The sequence below is a fragment of the Xanthomonas floridensis genome, assembly GCF_001642575.1.
Lineage (GTDB): Bacteria > Pseudomonadota > Gammaproteobacteria > Xanthomonadales > Xanthomonadaceae > Xanthomonas > Xanthomonas floridensis.
In genome coordinates this window covers 62,622-87,778 of sequence record NZ_LXNG01000022.1, presented here as the reverse complement: position 1 = coordinate 87,778, position 25,157 = coordinate 62,622, and the positions used below count along the sequence as shown (strand labels likewise).

Annotated in this window: 23 protein-coding genes, 5 tRNA genes, 1 other RNA gene and 2 pseudogenes; 17 read left to right on the top strand and 14 right to left on the bottom strand. The window is 65.1% G+C overall.

What is annotated here, in order from left to right:
• Positions 1-239: integrase core domain-containing protein (locus A7D17_RS13600; RefSeq protein WP_153041946.1), on the top strand; the 239-nt coding region annotated here is incomplete at its 5' end.
• A 118-nt stretch (positions 240-357) separates the two neighbouring features.
• Positions 358-429: non-coding RNA, sX9 sRNA (locus tag A7D17_RS13595), on the top strand.
• Between the two features lie 3 nt (positions 430-432).
• Here the strand turns inward: A7D17_RS13595 and A7D17_RS13590 are convergent.
• Positions 433-1,767, bottom strand: coding sequence for an Nramp family divalent metal transporter (locus A7D17_RS13590; protein ID WP_064509573.1), 1,335 nt, complete (start codon positions 1,765-1,767; stop codon positions 433-435).
• A 143-nt stretch (positions 1,768-1,910) separates the two neighbouring features.
• On the opposite strand from A7D17_RS13590, the gene mntR reads away from it, so the two are divergent.
• The 3 genes from mntR (at position 1,911) to orn (ending at position 3,550) form a co-directional block, all read left to right on the top strand.
• Positions 1,911-2,378: a manganese-binding transcriptional regulator MntR gene (mntR, locus tag A7D17_RS13585; protein WP_029219987.1), complete on the top strand. Its 468-nt coding sequence runs from the start codon at positions 1,911-1,913 to the stop codon at positions 2,376-2,378.
• A gap of 59 nt (positions 2,379-2,437) precedes the next feature.
• Positions 2,438-2,893, top strand: coding sequence for a tRNA adenosine(34) deaminase TadA (gene tadA / locus A7D17_RS13580; RefSeq protein WP_064509575.1), 456 nt, complete (start codon positions 2,438-2,440; stop codon positions 2,891-2,893).
• A gap of 72 nt (positions 2,894-2,965) precedes the next feature.
• The gene (orn, locus tag A7D17_RS13575) at positions 2,966-3,550 is read left to right on the top strand and encodes an oligoribonuclease (RefSeq protein ID WP_064509572.1); all 585 of its coding nucleotides are present in this window, start codon (positions 2,966-2,968) and stop codon (positions 3,548-3,550) included.
• Between the two features lie 203 nt (positions 3,551-3,753).
• Here orn and A7D17_RS13570 read toward each other — a convergent pair whose 3' ends face one another.
• The gene (locus tag A7D17_RS13570) at positions 3,754-4,722 is read right to left on the bottom strand and encodes a mechanosensitive ion channel family protein (protein ID WP_064509571.1); all 969 of its coding nucleotides are present in this window, start codon (positions 4,720-4,722) and stop codon (positions 3,754-3,756) included.
• On the bottom strand, positions 4,722-7,100 hold the full coding sequence (gene ppsA / locus A7D17_RS13565; RefSeq protein ID WP_064509570.1) for a phosphoenolpyruvate synthase: 2,379 nt from the start codon (positions 7,098-7,100) through the stop codon (positions 4,722-4,724). Before ppsA ends, A7D17_RS13570 begins: the two co-directional genes overlap by 1 nt.
• A gap of 142 nt (positions 7,101-7,242) precedes the next feature.
• Here ppsA and ppsR point away from each other — a divergent pair, with 142 nt between their 5' ends.
• The 3 genes from ppsR (at position 7,243) to A7D17_RS13550 (ending at position 9,474) form a co-directional block, all read left to right on the top strand.
• Positions 7,243-8,064, top strand: coding sequence for a posphoenolpyruvate synthetase regulatory kinase/phosphorylase PpsR (ppsR, locus tag A7D17_RS13560; RefSeq protein ID WP_010373220.1), 822 nt, complete (start codon positions 7,243-7,245; stop codon positions 8,062-8,064).
• Between the two features lie 199 nt (positions 8,065-8,263).
• The gene (locus A7D17_RS13555) at positions 8,264-8,773 is read left to right on the top strand and encodes a DUF1249 domain-containing protein (protein WP_064509569.1); all 510 of its coding nucleotides are present in this window, start codon (positions 8,264-8,266) and stop codon (positions 8,771-8,773) included.
• 212 nt (positions 8,774-8,985) lie between these two features.
• Positions 8,986-9,474: an NUDIX hydrolase gene (locus A7D17_RS13550; protein WP_064509568.1), complete on the top strand. Its 489-nt coding sequence runs from the start codon at positions 8,986-8,988 to the stop codon at positions 9,472-9,474.
• Between the two features lie 222 nt (positions 9,475-9,696).
• Here the strand turns inward: A7D17_RS13550 and A7D17_RS13545 are convergent, their stop codons facing one another.
• A complete protein-coding gene (locus A7D17_RS13545; RefSeq protein ID WP_064509567.1) occupies positions 9,697-10,455 on the bottom strand; it encodes a 3-hydroxybutyrate dehydrogenase in 759 nt (252 codons plus the stop codon).
• Positions 10,456-10,596: 141 nt separating this feature from the next.
• Between A7D17_RS13545 and A7D17_RS13540 the strand changes: the two genes are divergently transcribed.
• From A7D17_RS13540 to A7D17_RS13510, 7 genes are all read left to right on the top strand, one after another.
• On the top strand, positions 10,597-11,211 hold the full coding sequence (locus A7D17_RS13540) for a CDP-alcohol phosphatidyltransferase family protein (RefSeq protein ID WP_064509566.1): 615 nt from the start codon (positions 10,597-10,599) through the stop codon (positions 11,209-11,211).
• Between the two features lie 55 nt (positions 11,212-11,266).
• Positions 11,267-12,400, top strand: coding sequence for a class III poly(R)-hydroxyalkanoic acid synthase subunit PhaE (gene phaE, locus A7D17_RS13535; RefSeq protein WP_064509565.1), 1,134 nt, complete (start codon positions 11,267-11,269; stop codon positions 12,398-12,400).
• Positions 12,397-13,473 (top strand): class III poly(R)-hydroxyalkanoic acid synthase subunit PhaC, encoded by a 1,077-nt coding sequence (locus A7D17_RS13530; RefSeq protein ID WP_064509564.1) that lies wholly within the window; start codon positions 12,397-12,399, stop codon positions 13,471-13,473. Before phaE ends, A7D17_RS13530 begins: the two co-directional genes overlap by 4 nt.
• 102 nt (positions 13,474-13,575) lie before the next feature.
• Positions 13,576-13,773 (top strand): PspC domain-containing protein, encoded by a 198-nt coding sequence (locus A7D17_RS13525; RefSeq protein ID WP_064509563.1) that lies wholly within the window; start codon positions 13,576-13,578, stop codon positions 13,771-13,773.
• Positions 13,743-14,231, top strand: coding sequence for a hypothetical protein (locus A7D17_RS13520; protein ID WP_064509562.1), 489 nt, complete (start codon positions 13,743-13,745; stop codon positions 14,229-14,231). Before A7D17_RS13525 ends, A7D17_RS13520 begins: the two co-directional genes overlap by 31 nt.
• Positions 14,232-14,464: 233 nt before the next feature.
• Positions 14,465-14,692 (top strand): hypothetical protein, encoded by a 228-nt coding sequence (locus A7D17_RS13515; RefSeq protein WP_029219973.1) that lies wholly within the window; start codon positions 14,465-14,467, stop codon positions 14,690-14,692.
• 103 nt (positions 14,693-14,795) lie between these two features.
• On the top strand, positions 14,796-17,162 hold the full coding sequence (locus tag A7D17_RS13510; RefSeq protein WP_064509561.1) for a Tex family protein: 2,367 nt from the start codon (positions 14,796-14,798) through the stop codon (positions 17,160-17,162).
• A gap of 560 nt (positions 17,163-17,722) precedes the next feature.
• Here the strand turns inward: A7D17_RS13510 and A7D17_RS13505 are convergent.
• From A7D17_RS13505 to A7D17_RS13500, 3 genes and pseudogenes are all read right to left on the bottom strand, one after another.
• Positions 17,723-20,713: pseudogene (locus A7D17_RS13505) on the bottom strand (PAS domain S-box protein); the annotation flags it as partial.
• Positions 20,708-21,325: pseudogene (locus A7D17_RS25255) on the bottom strand (PAS domain-containing protein); the annotation flags it as partial. The pseudogenes A7D17_RS13505 and A7D17_RS25255, both read right to left, overlap by 6 nt.
• A 263-nt stretch (positions 21,326-21,588) precedes the next feature.
• On the bottom strand, positions 21,589-21,969 hold the full coding sequence (locus A7D17_RS13500) for a response regulator (protein WP_064509559.1): 381 nt from the start codon (positions 21,967-21,969) through the stop codon (positions 21,589-21,591).
• A gap of 138 nt (positions 21,970-22,107) precedes the next feature.
• Between A7D17_RS13500 and A7D17_RS13495 the strand changes: the two genes are divergently transcribed.
• A tRNA-Leu gene (locus A7D17_RS13495) sits at positions 22,108-22,194 on the top strand.
• A 489-nt stretch (positions 22,195-22,683) separates the two neighbouring features.
• Positions 22,684-22,860: a hypothetical protein gene (locus A7D17_RS24595; RefSeq protein ID WP_064509558.1), complete on the top strand. Its 177-nt coding sequence runs from the start codon at positions 22,684-22,686 to the stop codon at positions 22,858-22,860.
• A 179-nt stretch (positions 22,861-23,039) separates the two neighbouring features.
• Here A7D17_RS24595 and A7D17_RS13485 read toward each other — a convergent pair.
• The 7 genes from A7D17_RS13485 to A7D17_RS13455 all read right to left on the bottom strand — a co-directional run bounded on the left by A7D17_RS13485 (position 23,040) and on the right by A7D17_RS13455 (position 24,955).
• Positions 23,040-23,115, bottom strand: a tRNA-Glu gene (locus tag A7D17_RS13485).
• 47 nt (positions 23,116-23,162) lie between these two features.
• Positions 23,163-23,238, bottom strand: a tRNA-Ala gene (locus A7D17_RS13480).
• 30 nt (positions 23,239-23,268) lie between these two features.
• Entirely contained in the window at positions 23,269-23,691 is a 423-nt protein-coding gene (locus tag A7D17_RS24460; protein ID WP_161946548.1) for a hypothetical protein, read from the bottom strand.
• An 85-nt stretch (positions 23,692-23,776) separates the two neighbouring features.
• A tRNA-Glu gene (locus A7D17_RS13470) sits at positions 23,777-23,852 on the bottom strand.
• A 47-nt stretch (positions 23,853-23,899) separates the two neighbouring features.
• A tRNA-Ala gene (locus A7D17_RS13465) sits at positions 23,900-23,975 on the bottom strand.
• Positions 23,976-24,074: 99 nt separating this feature from the next.
• Positions 24,075-24,536: a c-type cytochrome gene (locus A7D17_RS13460; protein WP_064509556.1), complete on the bottom strand. Its 462-nt coding sequence runs from the start codon at positions 24,534-24,536 to the stop codon at positions 24,075-24,077.
• 8 nt (positions 24,537-24,544) lie between these two features.
• Entirely contained in the window at positions 24,545-24,955 is a 411-nt protein-coding gene (locus A7D17_RS13455) for a c-type cytochrome (RefSeq protein WP_029219967.1), read from the bottom strand.
• Between the last annotated feature and the right edge of the window lie 202 nt (positions 24,956-25,157).

Here is a 25,157-nt window from a genome sequence, read left to right as displayed (position 1 = left end):
ATCTGCGAACCCGACCCTACACGCCGCGCACCAATGGCAAGGCCGAACGGCTGGTGCAGACCAGCCTGCGAGAATGGGCCTATGCGCGCTCCTATACCGACTCCACGCAACGCGCCAACGCCTTCCAGGGCTGGCTGCATCACTACAACTGGCATCGGCCACACGCCAGCCTCGGCTACAAACCCCCCATCTCCCGAATTCCAATTCCAATGAACAACGTGGTGGGTTTACACAGCTAGATGCCATCGATCGCCGGCATCTGCATCGTGCGGCGTAAAGCATCACAGGCAACGCCTGGAGCGGCCAACGAAATCACTGCGCAGTTGCCAGGCGGGCGCGGCCGTTGCTCGGTGCGGCATATACCACTCGTCTACGTAGGTTCCTGCGCACCGTCGCGCCCACCTGACGACTCGCTACATTCTGTTAGCGCTCTCAGTGCAGCGCGGTGTCCCACAGCAGCTTGACGTTCAACGCCACGATCACCAGCGCAATCACCCAGGCGGTGCGTACCAACCAGGCCGGCGCCACCAGCGCGCCCATCAGTTGCCGGTCGGATACGAAGCGTACCAGCGGGATCACCGCAAACGGCAACTGCATCGACAACACCACCTGGCTCAGCACCAATAGCCGCGCCGTGCCGGCTTCGCCATACAGCCAGGTGACCACCACCACTGGCACGATGGCGATGCCGCGGGTGAGCAGGCGGCGCAGCCACGGCGCCAATCGCAATTGCAGGAAGCCTTCCATCACGATCTGCCCGGCCAGTGTCGCGGTCACAGTGGAATTGACGCCGGAGGCGAGCAGGGCGACCGCGAACAAGGTCGAGGCCAGGCCCACGCCCAGCATCGGTGCGAGCAGGGCATGCGCCTGCTCGATCTCCTGCACGTCGGTGCGCCCCTGCGCATGGAACACCGCCGCCGCCAGGATCAGGATGGAGGCATTGATGAACAACGCGAACATCAGCGCCACCGTGCTGTCGGTGACCGCCCAGCGCAAGGCCGAGCGGCGCCCCGTGTCCGTGCGCGGGTAGGCACGCGTCTGCACGATCGACGAGTGCAGATACAGGTTATGCGGCATCACCGTTGCGCCGATGATGCCGATTGCCAGATACAGCGCCTGCGGGTCGGTCACCACCTGCGCGCGTGGGATGAAGCCGCCCAGCACCGCTGCGATCGGCGGTGCGGCCAGCGCGATCTGGATGCCGAAGCACACGAAGATGATCAGCAGCAAGGCCATCACGAACGCTTCCAGGGCGCGGAAGCCACGGTTCATCAGCAGCAGCACCAGCACCACATCCACCGCGGTGATGATCGCGCCCAGCGTCAGCGGAAAGCCGAACAACAGTTTCAGCGCGATTGCGGTGCCGATCACCTCGGCCAGGTCGCAGGCGATGATCGCCAGCTCGCACAGCCCCCACAGCGCCAGGTTCACCGCACGCGGGTAGCGCGCCCGGCAGGCCTGCGCCAGGTCCAGCCCGGTGGCGATGCCCAGCCGCGCCGACAAGCTCTGCAGCACGATCGCCATCAGGTTGGAGAGCAGGATCACCGATAGCAGCAGGTAGCCGAACTGCGAACCACCCGCCAGGTCGGTGGCCCAGTTACCCGGATCCATGTAGCCCACCGACACCATGTAGCCCGGGCCCAGAAACGCCAGCAGGCGGAACCACCAGTGGCCCTTGCCCGGCACGGCGATGCTGGCGTGGTGGTCGCCAAGGCCGCCGGTCAGAGGGGCTGGCGAAGGAGCAGGAGCGAGCTTGTCGGCGGACATGCGGGGACAGAGACGGCGGGTTGGTCGCATGATATAGCACTTGCTATGCTATTGAGCATTGGCAAATTCAATCGTATTGATCGTTCGCGTGCCTCACACTACGCATCCCGGCACCAATTCCGGACGCAATCACGAGGGCAAGGGTGGGCAAGAGCGAAAAGCTGGAGGCGGCCACGCCGTCCCTGATCGATGCGCAGGTGCATATGGAAAGCTTCCGCCAGGTGCGCGAAGCGCGCCGTGCCGAGCTGGTCGAGGACTACGTGGAGTTGATCTCCGATCTGCTGGTCGACGGCGGCGAGGCACGCCAGGTCGACATCGCCGCGCGTCTGGGGGTGGCCCAGCCCACGGTGGCCAAGATGCTCAAGCGGCTGGTACGGGATGGCTGGGTGGTGCAACGCCCGTATCGCGGCGTGTTCCTGACCCCGGCCGGCGAGGCGCTGGCCGCCTCCAGCCGCCAGCGCCACCAGATCGTCGAGCGCTTTCTGCTGGCGCTCGGCATCGACGAAGCCACCGCGCGTCGCGATGCCGAAGGCATCGAACACCATGTCAGCGAGGCCACGGTGGCCGCCTTCGCCGCGTTCCTGGATCGCCAGGGCGGCAGCGCGGCGTGAGCGTGCTGCCCGATTGCAGCATCGACGACGCCCCACAGCTGCTGCTGGACCGGCAGTGGATGCGGCACGCCCTGCAGCTGGCTGCACGCGCCGAGCGCGACTATGACGAGATCCCGGTCGGCGCGGTACTGATCGATGCGCAGGGCCAGGTGCTGGGCGAGGGCTGGAACTTCAACATCGCCAGCCACGACCCCAGCGCGCACGCCGAGATCGTGGCGATGCGCGAAGCCGGGCGCCGGCTGGCCAATCACCGCCTGCTCGGCTGCACGCTGTACGTCACCCTGGAGCCGTGCGCGATGTGCGCCATGGCGATGATCCATGCGCGTATCGCGCGGGTGGTGTTTGCCGCCAGCGACCCGAAGACCGGGGCCTGCGGCAGCGTGTTCGACCTGCTGGCCGACCCGCGCCACAACCACCGCGTGCAGGTGACCGGTGGGGTCCTTGCGGCCGAGGCGAGCCTGCGGCTGACCAATTACTTTCGGGCAAAGCGCGGCAAGCCGCCGCTGCTGCCGTGAGCCACATGGGCGCGGTATGATGCGCGCCCTTTCCAGCATCCGGCCGGCGACGGCCATCCACAGGACGGCGATATGGCAGACACCCTCGCAGGCAACGACCGACTGATCTGGATCGATCTGGAAATGACCGGCCTGGACACCGACCAGGATTCGATCATCGAGATCGCCACCATCGTGACCGATGCGCAGTTGAATGTGCTTGCCGAAGGGCCGGAACTGGCCATCGCCCATCCGCTGGAAACGCTGGAAGCGATGGACGAGTGGAACCGCAACCAGCATCGCCGTTCGGGCCTGTGGCAGCGCGTGCTGGACAGTCAGGTCACCCACGCACAGGCCGAGGCGCAGACCGTGGCGTTCTTGAGCGAATGGATCCGCGCCGGCGCCTCGCCGATGTGCGGCAACTCGATCTGCCAGGACCGCCGCTTCCTGCATCGCCAGATGTCGCGCCTGGAGCGTTACTTCCATTACCGCAACCTGGACGTGTCCACCATCAAGGAACTGGCGCGGCGTTGGGCGCCGACCGTGGCCAATGGATTTGCCAAGAGTTCGGCGCACACCGCGCTGAGCGATGTGCGCGACTCCATTGCCGAGCTGCGCCACTATCGTCAGTTCATGGGTGCACTGGGTGGCGATACCCAGGCCGACGTGCAGGCCTGAGCGCTGTCCACGGCGTCGTTGCACGCTGTGGGCGCATCGCCTGTGTCCAATTGCAACGGCGCGCAGGCGTGCGCCAGGCAATGTTCTCCGCCGATCGCACAGGCTAACGGCCACTCGGTGACAACGCATCCAACAAAAGCATCAAAAAAAAAGGCCGCATCGTTCGATGCGGCCTTTTACTTTCCATCACGCCATAAAATGCATCAGCGCGCCAGCGACGGTCCCTTGCTCAGGTCGCCATCGTCGGCGATGCCCTTGAGCAGCAGATCGGAGATCGGTTTGCCGTCGGCATCGTGGTGATACACGTGCAGATCGCGCTGCGGATACGGAATATTGAGCCCGTTCTCCAGCAGCTGATTGCGGATCTGCTCCAGCGTGCTGCTCTTGGCCGCGCCGAAGTTGCCGTTGGTGGAATAGGCAAACAACATCAGATCGACCGTGCTCTCGCCCAGGTTGGTCACCTGCACGAACGGTGCGGGCGAGTCCAGGATATTGGGGTTGTCCTTGGCGATCTGCAGCAACAGCTGCTGGGCTTTCTTCAGGTCATCGCCATAGCCCACGCCCACCGTCACTTCCAGCCTGCGGTTGGGCAGGGTGCTGTAGTTGATGATGGGGGCAGTGGTGATGGTGCTGTTGGGCAGGGTGATCATGCGTTCGTCGAAGGCACGCAGCCGGGTCTGGAAGATCCGGATCTCGTCGACAACGCCTTCCTGTCCGGCAATGACCACATGGTCGCCATCGCGCATCGGCCGCAACACGATCAGCATGACCCCGGCGGCGATGTTGGACAGCGAGTCCTTCAACGCCAGGCCAACCGCCAGGCCTGCCGCACCCAGAACTGCGATCAACGACGTCGGCGGAACGCCGATCTTGCTGAGCGCGCTGACGAAGACCAGCACCAGCAGCAACGCATACACTACATTGCGCAGGAAGTTGGTCAGCGTGATTTCGACACGGGCCCGCGTCAGTGCGCGATGCAGCCACTGACTCAGCTGCTTGGCCAGCCACATGCCTACCACCAGGATGACAAGCGCAACGCCCCAGTTCAGCAGGATTTGCGCCCAGTCAACCTTGTCCCAGCCAGTGGGCGCCTTCGGCGCGACCACGACGGTCTTGGTATTGGCAGCCGCTGCTCCCGCAGCGGCCGCCATCACTACATCCAGCACTCCCATCAGCTCTCGCTCTTCAGCTTGGCCAGACGCAGCCAGGTATCGACCACGGTGTCAGGATTCAGCGACACCGACTCGATCCCTTCCTGCATCAACCACTCGGCCAGTTCCGGATGATCCGACGGGCCCTGCCCGCAGATGCCCACGTACTTGCCCTTGGCGCGCGCCGACTTGATCGCCATCGACAGCAGCTTCTTCACCGCCGGGTTCCGCTCATCGAACAGGTGCGCCACGATCGACGAATCGCGGTCCAGGCCCAAGGTCAGCTGGGTCAGATCGTTGGAGCCAATCGAGAAGCCGTCGAAGATGTCCAGGAATTCGTCGGCCAGCAGCGCGTTGGACGGCAGCTCGCACATCATGATGATCTTCAATCCGTTCTCGCCTTGCTTGAGCCCGTTCTGCTCCAGCACCTCGATCACCTTGCGGCCTTCCTCCAGCGTGCGCACGAACGGGATCATCACCCAGAGGTTGTCCAGGCCCATCTCGTTACGCACCTTCAGCACCGCCTTGCACTCCAGCGCGAACGCCTTGGTAAAGGACGGATCGACATAGCGGCTGGCGCCACGGAAGCCGATCATCGGGTTCTCTTCATGCGGCTCGTAACGCGAGCCGCCGATCAGGTTGGCGTACTCGTTGGACTTGAAGTCCGACAACCGCACGATCACCGTATTGGGTGCCACCGAGGCGGTCAGCGTGGCGATGCCTTCGGCCAGGCGGTTGACGTAGAAACTCACCGGATCGCCATAACCGGCGATCTTGGCGTCGATCTTCTTGCGGACGTCGGCGTCCTGCTTATCGTATTCCAGCAGCGCGTTCGGGTGGATGCCGATATGCGCGGCGATGATCATCTCCAGGCGCGCCAGGCCGATACCGGCATTGGGCAGCTGGCCGAAGTCGAAGGCGCGTTCCGGGTTGGCCACATTCATCATGATCTTGAGCGGGGCAGGCGGCATATTGCCCAGGTCGGTGGTGGTGCGCTCGAACGGCAGCAGGCCGTCGTAGATGAAGCCGGTATCGCCTTCGGCGCAGCTCACCGTCACTTCCTGGCCATCGCTGATCACATCGGTGGCATTGCCCGAACCGACCACAGCCGGCACGCCCAGCTCGCGCGCGATGATCGCCGCGTGGCAGGTGCGGCCGCCACGGTTGGTGACGATGGCCGAGGCGCGCTTCATCACCGGCTCCCAATCGGGGTCGGTCATGTCGGCGATCAGCACGTCGCCGGCCTGCACGCGGTTCATGTCGTCCAGCGAGCGCACCACGCGTGCCACGCCGCTGCCGATCTTGGCGCCAACCGCACGGCCTTCGACCAGGATCTTGGCGTCCTTGGCCTCCAGCGAGAAGCGCTCGATCTGGGTGGCGTGGCTGCGCGACTTCACCGTCTCCGGGCGTGCCTGCACGATGAACAACTTGCCGCTGACGCCGTCCTTGGCCCACTCGATGTCCATCGGGCGGCCGTAATGCTTTTCGATCACCAGCGCCTGCTTGGACAGTTCCTGCACGTCTTCGTCGCTGATCGAGAAGGTGCTGCGCAGTTCCACCGGGGTGTCTTCGATGCGTACGCGTTCGCCGGGCACATCCGAGTACACCATGCGGATCGCCTTGCTGCCGAGCGAGCGGCGCAGGATCGCCGGCTTGCCCGCGGTCAGCGTGGGCTTGTAGACATAGAACTCGTCCGGATTCACCGCGCCCTGGACGACCATTTCGCCCAGGCCGAAGCTGGAGGTCACGAACACCACATCACGGAAGCCGGACTCGGTGTCCAGCGTGAACAGCACGCCCGACGAACCCACGCCCGAGCGCACCATCAACTGTACGCCGGCCGACAGGAACACGTCCTCGTGTTTGAAGCCGTGATGCACGCGATAGGCAATCGCACGGTCGTTGTAGAGGCTGGCAAACACTTCCTTGACCTTGTGCACCACGTCGTCGGCGCCGGTCACGTTGAGGAAGGTTTCCTGCTGGCCTGCGAATGACGCGTCCGGCAGATCTTCGGCGGTAGCAGAAGAGCGGACCGCCACGGCCACTTCGCCGCCGCCGTTCTCGGCGCACAGTTTGTCGTAGGCCGTGCGGATGTCGCGGTCCAGCTCCGGTTGCAGCGGGGCGTCGATCACCCAGCCGCGGATTTCCTTGCCGGCCACGGTGAGCGCATTGACGTCTTCCACATCCAGCGTTTCGAGCTTGTCGAAGATGCGCTTGGACAGGTCGTTGTGGGCAATGAAGTCCTTGAAAGCCTCGGCAGTGGTCGCATATCCACCGGGAACCGAAACGCCCAATCCGGCCAGGTTGCCGATCATCTCGCCGAGCGACGAATTTTTACCGCCTACGCGGGCCAGATCGACCAGGCGTAGCTCATGCAACCACAGGATATTCTCGTTCAAGCGCGATGCTCCGTAAGGCCATCGCCCGAGCGGGCTGAATGGCCGCGACCGTAGGAAGAAGCCGCTATGATGCAGTGCACAGCGGAACCTGCACAAGCATGAACCCGTAAGTTTTGGACACCAGTTCAAAGAGGTGGTCTTGATGTCAACAATCCGGCCGGTGTTTTACGTCTCCGATGGAACCGGTATCACCGCTGAAACGATTGGGCATAGCCTGCTCACCCAGTTCAGCGGATTCAACTTCGTCACCGACCGCATGTCGTTCATTGATGATGCAGAAAAAGCGCGCGATGCCGCGATGCGGGTGCGCGCCGCCGGCGAGCGGTATCAGGTGCGCCCGGTGGTCGTCAATTCGTGCGTGGATCCACAATTGAGCATGATCCTGGCCGAAAGCGGCGCGCTGATGCTGGACGTGTTTGCGCCCTTCATCGAGCCGCTGGAGCGCGAGCTCAATGCACCACGGCATTCGCGCGTGGGGCGTGCGCACGGCATGGTGGATTTCGAAACCTATCACCGGCGCATCAATGCGATGAACTTCGCGCTGAGCCATGACGACGGGATCGCGCTCAATTACGACGAGGCCGACGTGATCCTGGTGGCGGTGTCGCGCGCCGGCAAGACGCCGACCTGCATCTATCTGGCCTTGCATTACGGCATCCGCGCCGCCAACTATCCGTTGACCGATGAAGACCTGGAGAACGAACAGCTGCCGCCGCGCCTGCGCAATTACCGCAGCAAGCTGTTCGGCCTGACCATCGATCCGGAACGTCTGCAGCAGATCCGTCAGGAGCGTCGCGCCAATTCGCGTTACAGCGCGGCCGAGACCTGTCGGCGCGAGGTGGCGATCGCTGAGCGCATGTTCCAGATGGAGCGCATCCCCTCGCTCAGTACCACCAACACCTCGATCGAGGAAATCTCCAGCAAGGTGCTCTCTACGCTGGGGCTGCAGCGCGAGATGTTTTGAGGCCGGGAGTGGTGGGGCGGGATTCCGAATTGGGCAAGCACGCGGCGCGTTCGCAATCCGGATGCTGCCGCGATGGGGCGGGCGGCCTGCTGGCAACCCACGAGATCAAGCGGGCGGGGCAGTGCTCCGCCAAGGTAGGCCTGTCGTCGGGCCCTCGTCAATGCTGCCCGTGCGGCAGCGCAGCGTGTAGGATCGGTGCATGGCCCAGACATTGAGCAAACTCGACATCATTCCCCGCCTGAGCCGGTTCGGCTGGCTGATGGGCCTGTATGCAGAGAACTTCCAGCATCTGACCCGCCTGTTCGCCCCGGGCGACCTGGCACCGGGGTCGTATGTCTCCTCGATCGGCGATGGCCTGGACCTGCGCCTGGACGTCATCGAGTGCCACCGCTACACCGTCGAGCTGCGGCTGACCTATGACCTGTGCGACCCGGTCACCGGCGAGCCGGACCCCTCGGCGTATGTGCGCCTGTACCGCGATGCCCGGCAGGCGGAGACCACGCATTGCTATGTGGGCCGTCGCTGGCAGGACGTGATGGGCATGTTTCCGCCACCGGCCGAGCTGATCAGCCACCGTATGCGCATGAACACCTTCCTGGGCAAATGGCTGGATTACCTGGCCGAGCGCGGCCACGGGGTGGCCACCTTGCGACTGGATTCCGACTCTGTCGCTCCGCCAAGGCCGGGCGCGCAGGCCGCTGCCGGCTAAGGTCGATCGCTGCGTTGCATCTGGATGATGTAGCGGGCGCAACAATTGCAGTCGGCTCTTCGCGACACTGACCTGGAAGATACAAGGCAGGATGGCGCCCGAGCGCCGCCCAGGGCGCCGTTCGATCAAGGTGACGTTGCGTGTAGTGACTTCCGCTGCGTCCAGGCCATGGCATCGGTCATACTGATGCGCTTCGTGTCAGATCCTGTGCCATGCCCTATACCCCGATTGTCGCTACTCTGGGCTACCTGCTGTCGCCGGACGGCACGCAGGTGCTGATGATCCACCGCAATGCGCGTCCGGGCGATCAGCACCTGGGCAAATACAACGGGCTCGGAGGCAAGGTGGAGCCGGAGGAGGACGTGCTGGCCTGCATGCGCCGCGAGATCCGCGAAGAAGCCGGTGTGGAGTGCGGCGACATGCAATTGCGCGGCACCATCAGCTGGCCCGGGTTCGGCAAGCAGGGCGAGGATTGGCTGGGGTTCGTGTTCCTGATCCGCAGTTTCGACGGCGTCCCGCAGGCGTCCAATCCGGAAGGCACGCTGGAGTGGATTTCCATCGCGCAGATGGACCAGGTGCCGATGTGGGAGGGCGACCGCAATTTCCTGCCGCTGGTATTCGACGGCGACCCGCGGCCGTTCCATGGCGTGATGCCGTACCGCGACGGGCGCATGCAGTCCTGGAGTTATTCGCGCGTCTGAGGGAGATGTGGCCGCCGGCGCGCTGCGCGCGAGCCGCGAGCCTGATGCCGTGTCGCATCGTCACCCCCAACGTGTCGGCGAGCGGCTGGGATTCGCTTGGGACGCGTCGCACGGTTTTCCACACCGCCTGTGGATGGACGCTGCGCAAGTCTGTGGACAACCCATGACAGCCCTTGCGCTGCAACGCTGTCAATCTGAGTGGCGAAAATTTCACCAGTGCGATTATTGGGCAGTCCAGCCGCCATCGATGGCAATGGATTGCCCGGTGATGTTGCGCGCTGCAGGCGTCATCAGAAAAGCCACCGTGCCGGCCAGCTCGTCGTACTCGATAAAGGCGCCCTTGGGCATCGGCTTGAGCATCACATCGCGGATCACCGCCGCTTCGGCGATACCGCGTGTGCGTGCCTGATCGGCGATCTGGCGCTCCACCAGCGGCGTGCGTACATAGCTGGGGCATAGCGTGTTGACGGTGATGTCGCAGTCGGCGGTTTCCAGTGCGATCACCTTGGCCAGGCCGACCAGGCCATGCTTGGCCGCGACATAGGCGCTCTTGTAGGGGCTGGCGACGAGCGAGTGGATGCTGCCGATGTTGACGATGCGCCCGTAGCCGGCCGCGCGCATGCCAGGCAACACCGCGCGGCTCAGGCGTGCGGCGCCGGTGAGCATTACATCCACCAGCAAGGCCCAGCGCTGCATCGGAAACTCTTCCAGCGCAGCCACCTGTTGCAGGCCGGCGTTGTTCACCAGCACCTGCGGCGCGCGCGATGCGCTGGCCAGTGCTCCCGCAATGCTGTCTTCATCGCTCACGTCCAGCGCCAGCGCCTCGGCCGAGCCGCCCGCCTGGCGCAGCTGCTGCGCGATCCGTTCGGCGGCGGCCAGGTCCATGTCGCTGATCAGCAGATGGTGGCCGTCGCGGGCCAGATGGGTGGCGATGCCGGCGCCAATGCCGCTGCCGGCGCCAGTGATCAGGATGCTGCGCATCGGGTGTCCTCGGAAGTCGGGAGAGAGCGTGCGCGGCCGCGAGCGGTCACGCTGATCGCCAGCCTAGCGGAGTGCGGGGCAACGGTCGCCTGCGTGACGAGCGCGCGTTACCCTTTGCGCCTCGCTCTCTTCAGGCTCCGCATGAAACGCCATTTTTCGATGCTGCGCGATTTCCAACTCGCGGACTGGTTCACCCTGGCCAACGCTTTCTGCGGCACCGGGGCGGTCTTCGCGGCGATGCGCTTCCTGCAGGAAGGCCACCGCGGCGACCTGCTACTGGGCATGGCATTGATTCCGCTGGCCTTCGTGTTCGATGCGCTGGACGGGCACGTGGCACGCTGGCGCAAGGCCTCGTCCACGCTGGGGCGCGAGCTGGACTCGCTGGCAGACGTGATCTCGTTCGGCGTCGCGCCGGCTGCGCTCGGTTATGCCTGTGGCATGCGTGGCGGCTGGGACTGGCTGGTGCTCAGCTATTTCGTCTGCTGCGGGGTGAGCCGGCTGGCGCGCTACAACGTGACCGCCGAAGAGATCGCTGGCGAGGCCGACAAGGTGCCGTATTTCGAAGGTACGCCGATTCCCACCAGCCTGGTGCTGGTGATCCTGCTGGCAGTGGCCGCCAGCACTGGCCGCGTCGGTGAGACCCTGTGGTGGGGGCAGTGGCAGGTGGGCCCCTGGCAGTTCCATCCATTGGTGCTGCTGTTTGCGGTCTCCGGCTCGCTGATGATCAGCAAGACGTTGCGGATCCCCAAACCCTGAGCGGCAAAGCCCGGTACACGCGGTAGGATGGCCGGGTGGACATACATACGAGGGGATGATGGCAAGCAGCGGTTCGGACAATGGCAACTTTCAGGACAAGGCGCGCCAATATTGGGCGGCTTGGGGAGATGCCATGCGTCACGGCCAGGCCGGCGCCGCTGCGCAACCGCCGCCGCCGGCAGGCGGCGATGCCCCGCAGGACTGGCGCAAGGCGGTGGACTGGTGGTCGCAGCTGTTGCCCACCCAGGCCGCACCGCAGGCGCAGGATGCCATCGATCGCTTCCGTACCCAGGCCGGCGACTGGTTCGGCACCATGCAGCAGGTCGCCGCGCAGTTCGCCGGGCGCGACACCTCGGCCACTGAAGTCTCCGATGCCTGGCGGCGTGCCGTGCAAGGGCAGGGCGAGCAACTGATGCAGTGGACGCTGGGCTCGCTGCGCGGCGGCAGCCCGGGCGGTTTCGACCCCTGGTTGCAGGACGCGGCGCAGGCGCTGGGCAAGTGGCGCGAGGAAAACGCGCCCTGGCTGGACATGCCCGCATTCGGGCTGAACCGCAATCACCAGGCGCGCCTGCAGAAGCTGGCGCGTGCGCAACAGGAGTTCCAGGCCCAGTCGCATGCCTACGGCGAGCAGCTGAAGGCGGCGATCGAACAGGCCTTCGGGCGCTTTACCAGCAAGCTCGGGGAGCACGAAAGCAGCGGCAGCCAGTTGACCAGCGCACGCGCCCTGTTCGATCTGTGGATCGAGGCGGCCGAAGAGTCCTACGCCGACATCGCGCTGTCGGACCAGTTCCGCGAGGTCTACGGCGGTTTTGCCAATGCGCATATGCGTCTGCGCGCCGCGCTGCAGGAAGAGGTGGAGCAGCTCAGCGAACGCTTCGGCATGCCCACACGTTCGGAAATGGATGCCGCACATCGCCGCATCGCCGAACTGGAGCGGGCGGTGCGGCGGATGCTGCGCAGCGCGACCAGCGCATCGGGCAAGGCGGGGGCGCCTGACGCGCCCGACGCCGAGCCGGTTGCGGCATCGCCCCGGCGCAAGGCGGCAGCTGCCGCAGGAGCGGCGCGCAAGCCGGCTGCCGCCACGAAGCCGGTCAAAAACACTGCAGCGGGCACGCCGGGCTCCAGGGGTGGCGCCGGCAAGGCCACAGGCAAACCTGCCTCCGGTAAGCCGCGTGGAGCCACCTCATGAAAGGGCCGCTGGGATTCAGTGCCGAAGACCTGATGCAGGAGACGCTATCGCTGCAGCGCAAGTTGCGCGAAGGCCTCAAGCTGCTGCCCGGCGTGGAGGATGTCGATTACGGCGTCACCGAGCGCGAGGAAATCTGGCGCGACGGCAAGGTGGTGCTGTATCGCTTCGTCGGTGACCAGGCGCCGGTTGCCCGGACACCGCTGCTGATCGTGTACGCGCTGGTCAATCGCCCGTACATGGTCGACCTGCAGGCCGATCGCTCGCTGGTCAAGGGCTTGCTGAGCCATGGTCAGGATGTCTACGTGCTGGACTGGGGCTACCCGGACCGCTCGGAGCGCTATCTGACCCTGGAAGACTATCTGCTGCGCTACATCGACGGCGCGGTGGATCACTTGCGTGAGCACGCCGGGGTGGACGCGGTGGACGTGCTCGGGATCTGCCAGGGCGGCACCTTCTCGCTGTGCTACGCCGCGCTGCAGCGGCACAAGGTGCGCAACCTGATCACCATGGTGACGCCGGTGGATTTCCACACCCCCGACAACATGCTGTCCAACTGGGCGCGCATGGTCGATGTGGATCTGTTCGTGGACACCATGGGCAACGTGCCGGCGGACCTGATGAACGCCAGCTACCTGATGCTCAAGCCGTTCCGGCTCAACCTGCAGAAGTATGTCGGCCTGCTCGACATCCTCGACGACAAGCAGGCGTTGGAAGATTTCCTGCGCATGGAAAAATGGATCTTCGATTCGCCCGATCTGGCAGGCGAGGCATTCCGCGAATTCGTCACCCTGTTCTACCAGCGCAATGGGTTGGTCACCGGGCAGGTGCGCATCGGCGGGCAGGCGGTCGATCTGCAGGATGTCGACATGCCGGTGCTGAATATCTACGCCGAACACGATCACCTGGTTCCGCCGGATGCCTCGCGCGCCCTGCGCGGGTTGGTGGGCAGTGCCGATTACAGCGAGCTGAGTTTTCGCGGCGGCCATATCGGGATCTATGTCTCCGGACGTGCGCAGCGCGAGGTACCGGTGGCGATCCATCGCTGGCTGCAGGACCGCGACGGCGCCGCCTGATATCTGGGAGGCACTGCCCGGCGTTGCAGTGCGTCGGCGCCCGTCACGGTGTGCTGTCGCTTGGCTTTCTAGACTGGCCGTCACGTTTCGAGGAGCCTGCCCATGGCCATCACCGCACTCTCCCGTTCCCTCAACGATCGCATGATCGCCGGCGTGGTCGGCGGTATCGCGCGTCGCTTCGGTTGGAGCTCCACGCTGTTGCGCGTGTTGTTCGTGATCGCGTCGATCGCCTCGGCTGCGTTTCCCGGCATCCTGGTCTACCTGATCCTGTGGCTGCTGATTCCCAACCAGGCGGACTGACCCGGTTGCGGCATGGGCCGGCGGCGCTGCTGGCCCTGGGTGCGCTGTGGACGCTGCCCAATACCGCGCTTGGCCTGGTGATCGGTGCGTTTGGAAGTTGCTTTGGCGCACGCCCGCGCTGGTCCCGGCAGGAACTGGCCATCGTCTTCGACGCCTGGCCGTGGGGGCCGGGTGGGGCGATGACATTGGGCAACGTGATCCTGCTCAAGGGCGATTCGCTGGACCTGCAATGCGCTACCTACGCGCAAGCGGCCGGCCGCTGCACGCATCCGCCGGTACGCCTGGGCGATCACGAGCGCGCCCACGTGTATCAATACATGCTGCTTGGGCCGCTGTTTTTGCCGGTCTATCTGCTGTGTGGCGGCATCCACGTGCGCAACCCGCTGGAGCGGGCAGCCGATGCCTACGCATTGCACGGCCACGGCTGGTGGCCGTGGTGGCCTCGCATGCGGTGCTGAGCCGCCCACAGCGGCTCAGCCCTCCCGGCGGTAGCTACCTGGTGGGGGGCGATGGAAACGGGGGCAAGGGACGCGAGCAGCCTCGCGTGGTGAAGCGGCGGTGAGACAAAGGCCGGCGTTGGCGCCGTCACTAAACCGCAAACAGCCGGCGTTAACGTCCGTGGAAAGCTCCTCACGACGCGCTGGGTATGCTCGCGTTCCTAACGTAGCAACTGCAACAAAGAAGGTGTGGTATGTCGATTGTCCTGTACGTCGGTGGCAGCAAAGATGGCGACAAGGGCGTTGTGCCTTACGGATTCAGCAAGTCGCGTGCGATGACCGACGCCGGCCCGGAAGTGTATGTGGAGCGCATGGTGCCCCTGAAAGACATGGGAAAGGTGCGGGTGATGGCGCTGGAATCGCTGCACGAGAGCATTCTGGTCGAACGCGCCGCCAGCCATTACGCCCACCGCGCCAGCTGAGCGCGGCGGCACTGGTTTACGACGCCGCTGTCAACGGGTTTCCGTTGCGGGCGCGCACTGCGAAAATGCTTTTTTTCAGTGAAGCGGTTCACGCCGCGCCGTCATGCACGATAGCCAGCTTGCCCAGCAGATTGCTCGCACCATCGCCGATGAGATCGGTGCCCAGCCCGCCCAGGCGCGCGCCGCCATTGCCCTGCTGGACGAAGGTGCCAGCGTTCCGTTCATCGCCCGCTACCGCAAGGAAGTCACTGGCGGCCTGGACGATACGCAGTTGCGTAACCTGGAAACGCGCCTGACCTATCTGCGCGAGCTGGAAGACCGCCGCGCGGCCATCCTGTCCAGCATCGACGAACAGGGCAAGCTCAGCGACGAACTGCGCAACGAGATTGCCGCCGCCGACACCAAGTCGCGGCTGGAAGACCTCTACCTGCCCTACAAGCCCAAGCGCCGCACCCGTGCGCAGATCGCACGCGAAGCCGGGCTGGAACCGCTGGCCGACGGGTTGCTGGCCGACCCGACCCAGGCACCCGAGGTGGCTGCGGCCGCCTTCATCGACGCCGAGAAGGGCGTGGCCGATATCAAGGCCGCGCTGGAAGGCGCCCGCGCCATCCTGATGGAGCGCTGGGGCGAAGACGCCGCACTGGTTGGCGAGCTGCGCAGCTGGTTGAACGACAACGGCGTCATCCGCGCGCGCGTTGCCGAGGGCAAGGAAGAGGCCGGTGCCAAGTACCGCGATTACTTCGACCATGCCGAATCGCTGGCGAAGATCCCCTCGCACCGCCTGCTGGCGTTGTTCCGCGCGCGGCGCGAAGAGTTTCTGCATCTGGATCTGGACCCGGGAACCGACGCCGAGGCCGGGCACCAGTACGCCGAAGGCCGGGTGGCGCGCAATGCCGGTATTTCCAACGACGGCCGTCCGGCCGATCGCTGGTTGCTGGACGCCTGCCGGCTGACCTGGCGCGCCAAGCTGCACATGCACCTGCTGCTGGACCTGTTCAATCAGGCGCGCGAGAAGGCCGAGGCGGAGGCGATTGCGGTGTTCGGCGACAACCTCAAGGACCTGATGCTGGCCGCCCCGGCCGGACCGCGCGTGGTGCTGGGGCTGGACCCGGGCATCCGCACCGGCTGCAAGATCGCCGTGGTCGATGCCACCGGCAAGCTGGTGGCCACCGAGACGATTTATCCGCATGAGCCCAAGCGGCAGTGGGACCAGTCGCTGCAGACCATCAGGAAGTTGTGCATGCAGCACAACGTGGAGCTGATTGCGATCGGCAACGGCACTGCCAGCCGCGAGACCGACAAGCTGGCCGGTGAAGCGATGGCGCTGTGCGAAGGCGCCAAGCTGCAGAAGATCGTCGTCAGCGAAGCGGGCGCGTCGGTGTATTCGGCGTCCGAGTTCGCCGCCAAGGAATTTCCGGAGCTGGACGTGTCGCTGCGCGGCGCGGTGTCGATCGCGCGGCGCTTGCAGGACCCGCTGGCCGAACTGGTCAAGATCGAGCCCAAGGCGATCGGCGTGGGCCAGTACCAGCACGACGTGGACCAGTATCGCCTGGCCAAGGCGCTGGAGGCGCGCGTGGAAGACTGCGTCAACGCGGTGGGCGTGTACGTCAACACCGCCTCGGCCGCGCTGTTGTCGCGCGTGTCCGGGCTGTCCAGCACGGTGGCCGAAAACATCGTGCGCCATCGCGACGACAACGGTCCGTTCAAGCGCCGCAAGGACTTGCTCAAGGTGCCGCGCCTGGGCGACAAGACCTTCGAACAATGCGCCGGCTTCCTGCGCATCGCCGATGGCGACGAGCCGCTGGATGTCTCGGCGGTGCACCCGGAAGCGTATCCGGTGGTCGAGCGCATCGTGGCCAACACCGGCAAGCCGATCAAGGCCTTGCTGGGCGATGGCAGCTTCCTGCGCGGACTCAAGGCGGAGCTGTTCACCGACGAACAGTTCGGTGTGCCGACCGTGCGCGACATCCTCAAGGAGCTGGAAAAGCCCGGCCGCGACCCGCGCCCCGAATTCAAGGCTGCGCAGTTCGCCGAGGGCATCGAAGACATCAAGCACCTCAAGCCTGGCATGATCCTGGAAGGCGTGGTCAGCAACGTCGCTGCGTTCGGCGCCTTCGTCGATATCGGCGTGCATCAGGATGGCCTGGTGCACATCTCCGCGCTGTCGGACACCTTCGTCAAGGATCCGCGCGATGTGGTCAAGGCAGGCGACATCGTCAAGGTCAAGGTGCTGGAAGTGGATGTGGCGCGCAAGCGCATCGCACTGACCTGCCGCCTGTCCGACACGCCGCCAGCGGCCGATGGCGCGTCGCCCTCGCGCGATACGCGTGGCAATGGCGGGCCGGGGCAGGGCCGTCGCGATGGTGGGGGTGGACGTGGACCGGCGCAGGGTAACAACAAGCCGCGCATCACGGCTCCCCCGGCCGATAACGCACTGGCCGCCGCCTTCGCCCGCGCCAAGCGCAGCTGAGTCATGCTGCCTTGCGTGGCGACCGGCTTGAAGTGACTGGTAGCGACGTTGCAGATCAGGTGTTGAGTGGCTGATGTGCAACGTCACTGCGGGGCCACCATCGCGGCACGCGCCACAAGTACGTCCTCGTAGGCGCCTGTGCGGGATCCATGCCGCCCAGGGTTTCGCGACGGTGGGCGGGCAATGACCAGTCGAAATGTGCGCTGCGCATGGCTTTCAATCACGCAACCAGCCAACGCGCTGGTGCGCTGTCCTCGTCGCATGCGCGGGCCCTGTGGCGGCATGGATGCCGCCGTGAATCTCTCCATGGAGGGATTCACGGCGTGTCCCGCAAGCGGTGAGGGCGCCGCGCTCTCGGCGGCCTGAGCTTTTGACTGCATCCAGCAGGTGACGCTGCGACACAAACCCCGTTGTGCAGATGCAGCCAGGAATGCAGTCGGGCGGCAATTGACGCGTGCCGGGATGTCAGACCCTGCGTTGCTGCAAGAAATTCTGCATCTGCGAGCCGGTCGTTGGCATTCCTCCTGCTCCCTTTTTTTAGCAGTCGCTGCCGGGCGGTCTCACGCCGCCCCCTGCCTGGAGCGCGTTGGTACCACCAGGCGTTCGATCAGGTCGACCAAGCCGGGCGGCTCCACCGGTTTGCCCATGTGCGCATCGAAGCCTGCCACCACCGCGCGATCGCGGTCTTCCTCGCGCACGTAGGCCGTCAGCGCGATCGCCGGGATATGCCGCGGCAGCTCGCCGCCACCGGCACGCACGGTGCGGATCAGGTCGTAGCCATCGCGCACCGGCATCGCGATGTCGCTGACCAGCACGTCGAAGGGCGCCTCGGCCAGGCATTGCTCGGCCGCATCCACCGAGCTGGCAGCCTGTACCTGTGCACCGGCGAGTATCAGGAACTGCATCACCGCCTCGCGCGAATCCTGATCGTCGTCGACCAGCAGCACGCGCACGCGGTCCAGGCGGCCGTGGCAGTCGGCCGGGAGCGGGCCCACCTGAGCCGGGTCGGCCGATGGTGGGCGCAGGCCGCTGACGCCATGCTGGAACGGCAGTACGATGGTGAATAGCGACCCCCGGCCCTCGCCAGCGCTGGAAGCGCCCAGGCTGCCACCGTGCAGGTCCACCAGCTGCCGCGAGATCGACAGGCCCAGCCCCAGTCCGCCAACGCGGCGCGTCGTGCCGGCATCGGCCTGCCGGAACCGGTCGAACACATGCGGCAGGAACTCCGCTGCGATACCGATGCCGGTGTCCTGCACACAGAGCCGCAGGCGTCCATCTTCTACATCCAGTCCCACCCGCACGGTGCCGCCCGGGGCAGTGAACTTGAGTGCGTTGCTGAGCAGATTGGTCAGCACCTGCTGCAGGCGTCCGGCATCGCCGAAGAACCAGAGCTCGCTGCCGATGGGCGCATCCAGCTCCAGCGCGATGTTGCGGGCCAGCGCGGCCGGCTGCATCAGGTCCACCGTGCTGCGGGCCAGGCCGGCGATGTCGAAGTGCTCGGCCTGCAGGCGGATCTTGCCGGACAGGATTGCGCTCATGTCCAGCAGGTCGTCGATGATCTGCGTCTGCGCGCGCGCGCTACGCTCGATGATCACCAGGCCCTTGCCCAGCGTGTCCGGCGCGAAGGTCGGCGACTGCATCAGCCGTGACCACCCCAGGATGGCATTGAGCGGCGTACGCAATTCGTGGCTGAGCGTGGCCAGGAATTCATCCTTGACCCGGCTGGCATGCTCGGCCTGGTTACGCGCGGCGGTTTCCGCCTGCAGCGATAGCTTGAGCTTGGCATCGACGCGGGTCCGCTCGATCACGATCCCGGCCAGATGCGATGCGGAGCGGGCCATCGCCTGTTCACGCAGCGAGGGCAGGTGGAGACGGTCGTAATAGATGTTGAGCGTGCCCAGCACCTGGCCGGTGCTGGCGAGGATCGGCGTCACGCAGCACGCCACGATGCCCAGCGCCGCCGACACCGCATGATGGCGGCTGAAGCTCGGCTCGGCCTGGATGTCGGTGCAGATGATTTGCCGCCCGATGTGCGCGGCGCGTGCGCAGGGTGGGCCGTCCGGTGTGATCGGCACCGGCTCGAACTGGCCGTGATATTCCACTGGAAAATGCGGCGCCGACCCGAAGCTGAGGGTATGGCGAATCTCATCCAGCACCATCACCGCGCAGTACAGGGGAATCTCCCCGCGCGCTTCCACGCTCAGCGCAATCGCGTCCAGCACCACCGGCAGCGGCGCGCCGGTGGTGATCAGGCTCAGGATCGCGCGGTCGGAAGCGGTGGCATCTTCGATGTGCTTGCGTTCGGAGATATCGGTGAGCGAGCCGATATGTCCGAGAAAGCGCCCATCGCTGGCGAAATGCGGCGAGGCGGTATCGATGCACCAGCGGTACTGGCCGTCGTGGCGGCGCACGCGGTATTCGGCCAGGAATTCACCACGCCGCTCCAGCGCCTGTTCGAAGGACAACCGTACGCGCCCGGCATCGTCCGGGTGCATCACGTCCCACCAGCCCTGGTCCAGCGCCTGATCCTCGCCCTGGCCGGTGAAGTGGTACCAGCGCGGGTTCCAGTACACGCAGGCGCCTTGCGCATCGGACATCCAGATCATCGCCGGCACCGTCTCGCACAGCGCGCGAAAGCGGATTTCGCTCTCGCGCAGCTGGTGCTCGAACATGCGGCGATCGTGGATGTCGGTGTAGGTGCCGATCCACTCGGTAATGCCGCCATCCTCGCCACGCACCGGTAGCGCGCGGGTCAGGTGCCAGCGCGCCTGGCCGTCGTGGCGCAACAGCTCGCATTCCATCTCATAGGCGTGCTCACGCTGCAACGCCGTGGTCCAGGTCTCGCCCGACAACTGCAAGCCCGCGCTGGTATGGGCCCGATGCCAGGTTGCGTCCTGGCTGTCGGCCGGATCCAGGCCGGTGTACTCGTACCAGCGCCTGTTGAAATAGTGTGGCCGGCCATCCGGCCCGGCAATGAAGATGATCTGTGGCAGCGTATCGGCCAGGCGCCGCAGGCGCGCTTCGTTGGCGGCCAACTGCTGTTGCGCCTTGGCGCGTTGCATCGACTCCCAGCAGCGCGCCGCCACTAGCCGCACCAGCTCGATCTCGGTGGACAGCCAGCGCCGCGGTGCGCGCTGGTGCACGCCGATGGCCGCCACCAGATGGCCATGCTTGTGCAGCGGAATCGCCAGCGATGCGCGCAGGCCCGAGCGGCGGTACTGCTCGGCCACGTAATCCGGCGCACCAGGCGCCTTCGCATCGGTGGTGAACCACGGGCGATTATCCAGCAGCGCATCGCGCAGGCCCTGCGCCGCTTCCAGCGGAAAGTCGCCTTGCAGGCTGGGCATGTCCTGCACATGGTCGCTGATGACATGCATGGTGCTGCCGTCTGCGGCCGCCAGCCCGAAGGCGCAGCGGTTGGCCTGTAGATGCTCGCCCAACAGACGCACGCTGGTATCGATGATCTGGCGCGGGTCCGAGACATTCTGCAAGGCGTCTTCGAGCATCAGCAGGAAGCTGTCGCGGCTCTCGTTGCGCCGCTGCGCGGTGACATCGAAGCCGTGCACCAGGATCGCATCGATCCGGCCATCGCTGTCGCGCATCGGCTGATAGAGGAAGTCGACGAAGGTTTCATCCGGCGCGCTGCCGGGTGAGCGCTGCAGATAGGCGGTCATCGACTCGCCAATGAAAGGCCTCCCGCTGCGGCGCACCTCGTCGAGCAGGCCGAGATAGCCCTGGTCGGCAATTTCCGGCATGGCATCCAGCAGCGCCCGGCCCAGCAACGGTCGCTCGCCGACAAGATCGTGGAAACGTTGGTTGACGCTTTCGATGACGTAGTCCGGCCCACGCAGCACCGCCATGAATGCCGGCGACTGGTCGAGCGCCGATGCTGCTGCTGGCGCCGTAGCGGTGGAGCGGGGGAGTTCGCTATCGACTACAGACCTGGTGGCCACATACAGCGTGCCGACCTGCCGGCCCTCTTCCAGTACCGGGCTGCTCGACCATGTCGATCGCTGCACACCGCCAGGCGCAACGCCTGGCAGGTCGTCCGTTGTCAGCTCGCTGAGTGGCTGGCCGAACGCAGCCGGATGGCGCGCGCCCAGGCTGGCAATGCAGGCATCGTTGTAGATACAGCACGCGTGGTCGCCCCAGGTCAGCAACATCGGATGCCGTGCATGCAGGCAGACCGACAGCGTGGTGCGCAACGCCGCACTGCTGCGCAACAGCGGATCGTTGGCGCAGGTGGACGCCAGCAGCAAGCTTGCAGTTTCGCTCATCTCCGGTAACAGGCCGGCAAACGGCGACACGGCACTATCCATCCAGCAACCCGCCCGTGGTTTTGCAATGCCTGATTCTAGTGACAGCGCGTCCGCTGGCAACCGTAGCTACCTTCCCGGCAGGGAGGCCGTCGGCGCGGTCGGCGAGCTCAACTGTCGGCGCCGCTCAACTGCCGCGCGCGCGACAAGGCGTTGATCAGTTCTTCGGACAGATACGGCTTGGTCAGGATCACGCCGCGTTCGAAGCCGGCGGGGATGCTGCCAGTGGCCACACCCGTGGCCAGGACGAACGGGATGCCACGCTCGGCCAGCAGGCGTGCCACAGGTTCGCTGGTCTCCCCGTTGCCAAGCCGATAGTCCAGCACCGCAATGTCCGGCGCATCGGCCCGGATCAGCTGCAGCGCATCCTGGACTTGCCCGACCGGTCCGACCACGGCCGCACCAATGTGGGAGAGCTGCAACTCGAGCAGCATGGCATTCATGTCATCGTTTTCGACCACGAGTACCCGAACTCCACGCAACACCGACATTGCTTACTCCTTCACCGAGTCGGCCAGTATATCGAGCCTGCCCAGTCGCAGCGCTGCCGACGCCGCTTGCACCTGAATTCGTCAGGCGCGTAACAACACTGTTCGTTTCATTCGCGAGCCGCTATACTGCGCGGCCACGCCGAAGTGGCGGAATCGGTAGACGCAGCGGACTCAAAATCCGCCGCCCTTAAAAGCGTGTGGGTTCGAGTCCCACCTTCGGCACCAGAGACAGCTGTACCAGCGAAAGCCCTTCCGGCGCTACCGGAGGGGCTTTTTGCTTTGGGTGCGCGTTGGCTCTTGCGTGCATGAGCGAGTGCGAGTGCGAGGGCGGGAGCGCGCAGCCTGCAGTGCATGCAGCACGTGGGCAAGCCTCATGCGCGGTTGCAATGGCGCGCATGGTCGGGTGTTTATCAGCACTGTCTGGTAGCACCAAGGTCTCGTGGTCTCCCGTATGACTGTCTAGATGCACTGGTGCGGCCAAGTGGCATCGGCGCGCTGTGTTCTTCAGTGCCTGTCACGCGCTGGATCTCACACCGAAACCTGCGTGCGCACCGACATGGCAGGCGCGGCCAACGCATTGCTAGAGTATCAGGGCGCAAACCTGCCAACAGCGCTTCCGTAATCTGGTCGCGCGTGTGTCGGATGACGCTGCAGGCACGCAGCCATCACGGCCGGTGCGTACCTTGATGTTCTCCCTTCAAGCCGGTGCTCACCATGGACTTCGATGCTTCGCAGCAACTGCGCATTCTGCGCGCTATCCACGATACCCAAGCCGTGACGGATGAAGAGGCCAATTGGGCGGTGCGCGCCGGCTATGCCGCACAGGCCGAGGATGGCGACATCGACCTGACGCACGAAGGTCGCAAGGCGCTGGATGACGGACAGGCGTAACGACGTCGGTCGTCTGCGCAGGTGGCTTGCATGCCCGACCGCAGCTGCCTGCGATCGGGCTTACCGACACGCCATGTATTCGATGCGTGTGCTCTGCGCGATAACTGCAGCGTGCAAGCAGGATTCTTGCGGTGCGTGGATAAAAAAAAGCCCCGGCAGTGCCGGGGCTTTAAGATGATTGGCGTCCCCACGGGGATTCGAACCCCGGTGTCCACCGTGAAAGGGTGGTGTCCTAGGCCTCTAGACGATGGGGACGCGTATCAAAACCTCGTTGTCCAATCCAGACGGCCTAATGTCTGAAATGGTGGAGCCAGGCGGGATCGAACCGCCGACCTCCTGCATGCCATGCAGGCGCTCTCCCAGCTGAGCTATGGCCCCGCGTTGCTGCGAGCCGGCAATCATAGCGACCTAAATCGTCTTTGGGAAGTGGTCTTCGAAAAAAAGCTGTGTACGCGGCCGTGGCACACCGGTGCTCATCAGCGTGCGTTTTTCGCGCGCCTTGCCTCGGTGCGCCGATCGCATCGTCGTGGTAGTCGGATGCGAGGCCATCGACGCTGCGCGTCGGTAGCGGGTTGTCATCGCCGCGCCGTCGGCCTTGCTGCGGGCCGGTGCAATCTGCGTCTGTGCTATCGCGATGGTGTTGCGTGCCATCTCGTTCGCAACGCAGGTCAGAGATCCGATACAGGGGTGCTTCGATCGATGGCGTCGTCGCAAGCGTGTTGCGCGGTGCGCTGCGGACGCCGCGCGCTTGGTAATGATGTCGGTGACGTAGTGCTTGGCGACCGTTGATCTTGCGCCTTGATGGGGTGAACCATCCAGGATTGTCGTCACGCGTTGATGCGCGCGCCTCACTGCGACCAGAGAAACTTTTTCGACGCATAAAAAAAGCCCCGGCAGTGCCGGGGCTTTGGATGATTGGCGTCCCCACGGGGATTCGAACCCCGGTGTCCACCGTGAAAGGGTGGTGTCCTAGGCCTCTAGACGATGGGGACGCAGATCAAAACCTGAGTTGTCATTTCAGACGGCCTAATGTCTGAGATGGTGGAGCCAGGCGGGATCGAACCGCCGACCTCCTGCATGCCATGCAGGCGCTCTCCCAGCTGAGCTATGGCCCCACGAAACTGAGAACGAAATGATAGCGGCCTGTTAATGTTCGCGCAAGCGCTTTTTCATTCCGATTGAGACAGCACACGCGCACGCGTCGAGCACGCGCGTCATTTGACGCCGTGCAGGTCGCGCAGCTGCGTTTGCCGCGCACCAAAGTAGGCGGCGAGATCGGCAATCTCCTGATCGCTGAGCGCAGTGGCCTGCGCAGTCATCAATGGGTGCTGGCGATCACCGCTGCGATAGGCCTGCAGCGCATGCGCAAGATAGTCGCCGTACTGCCCACCGAGCTTGGGATAGCTGGGGTCGATCGGTGCATTGCCGTCTGCACCGTGGCAGTCCACGCAACTCTGGCCGGTGGCCTTGCCCTTGGCATGCGCAAGCTTGTCGCCGGCCTCTGCACGGCCGGTGGGCAACCCGGCCGAGGAGCTGGAATCGTGTTCGCCACTGGCATGACCGGCATCGCCGGCGGAATGATCGGGGGATTCGACCTGGGATTGGGAGCAGGCCGCCAACGTAAGGGCTGCGACCAGGACGATGGCTAGACGCGGAGCGTGCAGGGCGTTCGGCATGTGGGCGCTTATTTGAGAGTGGACAGGAAGGCGGAGATGTCGGCGATGTCCTGCTCGGAGAAACTCTGCGCCTGCGCCTGCATGGTCGGATGCTTGCGCTTGCCCTGGCGGTATTCAGTCAGCGCCTGGGTCAGATACTGGCTGGACTGGCCCCCGATCTTGGGAACGCGATAACTGGGGTAGGCGTTCTTGTAGCCGGTGACGCCGTGGCAGCCCTGGCAGGTATAGGCGAGCAGGCGGCCATTGGCTGGATTGCCGGTCGGGGCGGCGGGTGCCGCTGCGGCAGTGGCGGGTGCTGCCGTGGTGGCAGGCGTCGGCGTAGCCGGTGTTGCCGGCGTGACTGACGGTGTCGCTGATGCGCCCCCAAACGGCAGGAAGACGACCAGAGCGAGACAAGCGGCGAGCGGCTGCGGGCGCATGGTTTCGTATCCGGAAGACTGATTGAGCGTCCGCACGTGGGGGCGTGACGGAACCGGACCGAGTATGCCTGCGATTTGGCGTGGCGCAAACGGGGTGAATACGCGAAGTTGAACAGACCATGACCTTTGGCGCATTGGCGACATGTGTATTCGGGTGGTTTACTTGCCTACAACACCTGTTCACGCATCCACTAGGACACGA

Excerpts from the sequence above, each read along its gene's own strand:
- tadA (WP_064509575.1), top strand. The coding sequence starts at position 2,438 with ATGCGGCACGCCCTGCAGCTGGCTGCACGCGCCGAGCGCGACTATGAC.
- A7D17_RS13515 (WP_029219973.1), top strand. The coding sequence starts at position 14,465 with ATGTCGATTGTCCTGTACGTCGGTGGCAGCAAAGATGGCGACAAGGGC.
- A7D17_RS13570 (WP_064509571.1), bottom strand. The coding sequence starts at position 4,722 with ATGGGAGTGCTGGATGTAGTGATGGCGGCCGCTGCGGGAGCAGCGGCT.
- A7D17_RS13455 (WP_029219967.1), bottom strand. The coding sequence starts at position 24,955 with ATGCGCCCGCAGCCGCTCGCCGCTTGTCTCGCTCTGGTCGTCTTCCTG.
- A7D17_RS24595 (WP_064509558.1), top strand. The coding sequence starts at position 22,684 with ATGGACTTCGATGCTTCGCAGCAACTGCGCATTCTGCGCGCTATCCAC.
- A7D17_RS13540 (WP_064509566.1), top strand. The coding sequence starts at position 10,597 with ATGAAACGCCATTTTTCGATGCTGCGCGATTTCCAACTCGCGGACTGG.
- phaE (WP_064509565.1), top strand. The coding sequence starts at position 11,267 with ATGATGGCAAGCAGCGGTTCGGACAATGGCAACTTTCAGGACAAGGCG.
- A7D17_RS13550 (WP_064509568.1), top strand. The coding sequence starts at position 8,986 with ATGCCCTATACCCCGATTGTCGCTACTCTGGGCTACCTGCTGTCGCCG.
- A7D17_RS13545 (WP_064509567.1), bottom strand. The coding sequence starts at position 10,455 with ATGCGCAGCATCCTGATCACTGGCGCCGGCAGCGGCATTGGCGCCGGC.
- A7D17_RS13590 (WP_064509573.1), bottom strand. The coding sequence starts at position 1,767 with ATGTCCGCCGACAAGCTCGCTCCTGCTCCTTCGCCAGCCCCTCTGACC.
- A7D17_RS13530 (WP_064509564.1), top strand. The coding sequence starts at position 12,397 with ATGAAAGGGCCGCTGGGATTCAGTGCCGAAGACCTGATGCAGGAGACG.
- A7D17_RS13555 (WP_064509569.1), top strand. The coding sequence starts at position 8,264 with ATGGCCCAGACATTGAGCAAACTCGACATCATTCCCCGCCTGAGCCGG.
- A7D17_RS13500 (WP_064509559.1), bottom strand. The coding sequence starts at position 21,969 with ATGTCGGTGTTGCGTGGAGTTCGGGTACTCGTGGTCGAAAACGATGAC.
- A7D17_RS13460 (WP_064509556.1), bottom strand. The coding sequence starts at position 24,536 with ATGCCGAACGCCCTGCACGCTCCGCGTCTAGCCATCGTCCTGGTCGCA.
- orn (WP_064509572.1), top strand. The coding sequence starts at position 2,966 with ATGGCAGACACCCTCGCAGGCAACGACCGACTGATCTGGATCGATCTG.
- A7D17_RS13525 (WP_064509563.1), top strand. The coding sequence starts at position 13,576 with ATGGCCATCACCGCACTCTCCCGTTCCCTCAACGATCGCATGATCGCC.
- ppsR (WP_010373220.1), top strand. The coding sequence starts at position 7,243 with ATGTCAACAATCCGGCCGGTGTTTTACGTCTCCGATGGAACCGGTATC.
- A7D17_RS13510 (WP_064509561.1), top strand. The coding sequence starts at position 14,796 with ATGCACGATAGCCAGCTTGCCCAGCAGATTGCTCGCACCATCGCCGAT.